Annotated in this window: 5 protein-coding genes; 4 read left to right on the top strand and 1 reads right to left on the bottom strand. The window is 67.7% G+C overall.

Going from position 1 to position 3,975, the window contains the following annotated elements; all coding sequences use genetic code 11:
* A partial coding sequence (locus FJ694_RS37525) for a HAMP domain-containing protein (protein ID WP_232540381.1) occupies positions 1-210 on the bottom strand: 210 nt, incomplete at its 3' end.
* Positions 211-603: 393 nt separating this feature from the next.
* On the opposite strand from FJ694_RS37525, the gene FJ694_RS35935 reads away from it, so the two are divergent.
* From FJ694_RS35935 to FJ694_RS35950, 4 genes are all read left to right on the top strand, one after another.
* Positions 604-810 carry a periplasmic nitrate reductase, NapE protein gene (locus tag FJ694_RS35935; RefSeq protein ID WP_157272312.1) on the top strand — a complete coding sequence of 69 codons (207 nt, stop codon included), beginning with the start codon at positions 604-606 and terminating at the stop codon, positions 808-810.
* Positions 807-1,085 (top strand): chaperone NapD, encoded by a 279-nt coding sequence (locus tag FJ694_RS35940; RefSeq protein WP_157272313.1) that lies wholly within the window; start codon positions 807-809, stop codon positions 1,083-1,085. The genes FJ694_RS35935 and FJ694_RS35940 overlap by 4 nt, the downstream gene beginning before the upstream one ends.
* Positions 1,086-1,104: 19 nt before the next feature.
* A complete protein-coding gene (gene napA, locus FJ694_RS35945) occupies positions 1,105-3,696 on the top strand; it encodes a periplasmic nitrate reductase subunit alpha (protein WP_157272314.1) in 2,592 nt (863 codons plus the stop codon).
* Positions 3,693-3,975: nitrate reductase cytochrome c-type subunit (locus FJ694_RS35950; RefSeq protein WP_198321186.1), on the top strand; the 283-nt coding region annotated here is incomplete at its 3' end. The genes napA and FJ694_RS35950, both read left to right, overlap by 4 nt.

Raw genomic sequence — 3,975 nt, forward strand, 5'->3', positions numbered from 1 at the left:
GCCGATGCCGTCCACCGAGGTGCGGATCTCGCCCACCAGGGCGCGCAGCGCCTCCTGCATGGCGCCGATGGCGCGCAGCAGGCGACCCACTTCGTCCCGGCTGCCTGACGGCACGTCCACACTAAGGTTGCCGCTGGCGATGCGCTCGGCCGAGTCTTGCGCTGCGGACAGCGGCTGCACGACGCCGCGCGCCAGGCGCCAGCCCAGCACTCCGGGGTCTTGCTGCGCAGCACCGTGCTGCTGCCGCGCAGGTGTGTCTTGAATTCGATTGGCTGTCACACACAGCAAGCGGTCCGGCCTTGAGCCGTTGCATGAGTCGCGCTGCTGCCTTGAGCGTGTCGTGCGGCTCGAGCGTATGGACATCGCAAGTCATGCAGTCGAAAACCTGGGTCATCGGCGACTCCTGAAGCCGCGATGGGGGTTGCGCTGTGCCAGGGATGCTTTTGCTTGTACGTGATTGGGCAGTTCGTGTCCCGGCTTCAGACCGCTTCACAAGCCAAGCTGAAGTAATGCATCGGTCTTGAACAGAAATGCCCTACTCGTGGGAACAGACTTTGCCCGGGATTTCCGGACATCAGCCCTCGCGACGCCCGCCTGCCCAGAATGAGAAGCACGTCCACGCCTGCCGACCCCGCCGCCTCGTCGGTGCATCCTGCCGATCCCGACGCCCCTTCCACGCACCAGGAGGAGTGGCGCAGCTTTCTCTTCCTGACCGTGGTGACCGCGCCAGTGCTTGCGGTGGTCACGGTGGGCGGCTGGGGCTTCATCGTCTGGATGTACCAGCTCGTTACCGGTGACCTGCCGGGATGAGCGGCCCCGGTAGCCAGGTCCACATCGCTGGCGTGCTGGTGCAAGCCCGAGCCGAAACCGTGGCGCAGCTGCGCGGCGAGATCCCGTCGTTGCCCGGCGCCACGCTGGCGCAATGGGCCGAGGACGGGCGGCTGGTGGTGGTGCTCGAACACGACAGTGCGCAGGGCGTGATGCAGACACTGGTGGCGCTGCGCGATCTGTCCGGGGTGCTCAACGTGGCGCTGGTCTACCAGCACACCGAGCCCTGGGATGCCATGCAACTGGAGATGCTGTAAAGGCACAGGGAGTTCTTCCATGTCCCATCCCGTTTCTATTCCCGTGGTCGCGGCCCCTGCCGAAGGCGCGGGCGAAGCAGTCGGCTGCGGCTGCACACGGCGCGACTTCGTGCGCGCCAGCGCCGCGGCCAGCACCGCGCTGGCCGCGGGGCTGCCGCTCTCCGCCGAGGCGCAGAACGTCGTCACCGACGCCTCGCGCACGCAGCTCAAGTGGTCCAAGGCGCCATGCCGCTTCTGCGGCGTGGGCTGTGGCGTCAACGTCGCCGTCAAGGAGGGGCGCGTGGTGGCCACGCACGGCGACCCCAACGCAGAGGTCAACCGCGGCATCAACTGCGTCAAGGGCTACTTCCTGTCCAAGATCATGTATGGCGAGGACCGGCTCACCCAGCCGCTGCTGCGCATGAAGGACGGCCGCTACGCCAAGGACGGCGAGTTCCAGCCGGTGAGCTGGGACGTGGCCTTCGACACCATGGCCGCGCAGTTCAAGCGCGTGCTCAAGGACAAGGGCCCTTCAGGCATCGGCATGTTCGGCTCGGGCCAGTGGACCATCTGGGAGGGCTACGCCGCGGCCAAGATGATGAAGGCGGGGCTGCGTACCAACAACATCGACCCCAACGCGCGCCACTGCATGGCCTCGGCCGTGGCCGGTTTCATGCGCACCTTCGGCATGGACGAGCCCATGGGCTGCTACGACGACATCGAGCAGGCCGACGCCTTCGTGCTGTGGGGCTCGAACATGGCCGAGATGCACCCGATCCTGTGGACGCGCGTGACCGACCGGCGGCTCTCCGCGCCGCACGTCAAGGTCGCCACGCTGTCGGTGTACGAGCACCGCTGCTACGACCTCTCCGACCTGACGCTGACCTTCCGGCCGCAGACCGACCTGGCCATCCTCAACTACATCGCCAACTACATCATCCAGAACAAGGCGGTGAACCGCGCCTTCGTGGACCGCCACACGCGCTTCATGGTCGGCAACACCGACATTGGCTACGGCTTGCGCCCCAACCACCCGTTGCAGCAAAAGGCCAAGAACTGGAGCAACGCCGGCGGCGGCCAGCCCGCGACCTTTGACGAGTACGCCCGTTTCGTCAGTACCTACACGCTGGACTACACCGCCAAGCTCGCCAACGTGCCGCGCGAGCGGCTGGAGGCGCTGGCCAAGCTCTACGCCGACCCGAAGGTCAAGGTGATGTCGTTCTTCACCATGGGCTTCAACCAGCACACGCGCGGCACCTGGTGCTCGCACCTGCTCTACAACCTGCACCTGCTCACCGGCAAGATCAGCACGCCGGGCAACAGCCCGTTCTCGCTCACCGGCCAGCCCAGCGCCTGCGGCACCGCGCGCGAGGTCGGCACCTTCGCGCACCGGCTGCCCGCGGACATGGTGGTCACGAACCCCAAGCACCGCGCCGAGGCCGAGCGCATCTGGCAGTGCCCGGAAGGGACCATCCCCGACAAGCCCGGCTACCACGCGGTGCTGCAGAGCCGCATGCTCAAGGATGGTCAGCTCAACGCCTACTGGGTGATGGCCAACAACAACATGCAGGCCGGGCCCAACGTGGTGCAGGAGATCTACCCGGGCTTTCGCAACCCGGCCAACTTCATCGTGGTCTCCGACCCCTATCCCACGGTGTCGACCATGGCCGCCGACCTGATCCTGCCCACCGCAATGTGGGTGGAGAAGGAGGGCGCCTACGGCAACGCCGAGCGCCGCACCCAGTTCTGGCACCAGCTGGTCAAGCCACCGGGGCAGGCACGCTCGGACCTGTGGCAGATCATGGAGTTCAGCAAGCGCTTCAGAATGGAGGAGCTTTGGCCCGCCGAACTGCTGGCGGCCCGGCCGCAGTGGCGCGGCAAGACGCTCTACGACTTCGTGTTCCGCAACGGCGTCACCGACCGCTTCCCGCTGGGCGAGATGGAGGCCGGCTACGACAACGACGACGCGCGCTCGGCCGGCTTCTACGTGCAAAAGGGGCTGTTCGAGGAATACGCGCAGTTCGGCCGCGGCCATGGCCACGACCTTGCCCCCTTCGACACCTATCACAAGGTCACGGGGCTGCGCTGGCCGGTGGTGGGCGGCAAGGAGACGCTCTGGCGCTACCGCGAGGGCTCGGACCCCTACGTCAAGGCCGGCGAGGGCTTCCGCTTCTACGGCAACCCGGATGGCAAGGCGGTGATGTGGGCGCTGCCCTACGAGCCCGCGGCCGAGGAGCCCGACAAGGAGTTCCCGTACTGGCTGTGCACGGGCCGGGTGCTGGAGCACTGGCACACCGGCAGCATGACGCGGCGCGTGCCCGAGCTCTACCGCGCGTTTCCGAACGCCGTGGCCTTCATCCACCCGGAGGACGCGCGCGCGCTGGGCGTGCGCCGGGGCGAGATCGTGGAGATCGCGTCGCGGCGCGGCAGCATCCGCAGCCGGGTCGAGACGCGCGGGCGCAACAAGCCCCCGCGCGGCATGGTAGTCGTGCCCTTCTTCGACGCCAGCCAGCTCATCAACAAGGTCACGCTCGACGCCACCTGCCCGATCTCGCTGCAGACCGACTACAAGAAGTGCGCCGTGTCCGTGCGCAAGGCTGGCGGGCTGCCGGCGCAGGGAGGCACGGTATGAACGCCCGGACATTCCTGATCGCGCTGCTGCTGGGCGCCGGCGTGGCGGGCGCGGCGCTGGCCGTGGACGCGACCGACCGCATGCGCGGCGCGCCCATCATGGAGACCACGCCGCCGCCGCCGCTGGTCAACTCCGACAACTCCGACATCCGTCGCGTGCGCAACTACGCCATGCAGCCGCCGGTGATCCCGCACAAGATCGACAACTACCAGCTCGACAAGGACGCCAACCGCTGCATGTTCTGCCACGCGCGCACGCAGACCAGCGCCAGCGGCGCGC

This window comes from Azohydromonas aeria (genome assembly GCF_009760915.1).
Taxonomy (GTDB): Bacteria; Pseudomonadota; Gammaproteobacteria; order Burkholderiales; family Burkholderiaceae_C; genus Azohydromonas; species Azohydromonas aeria.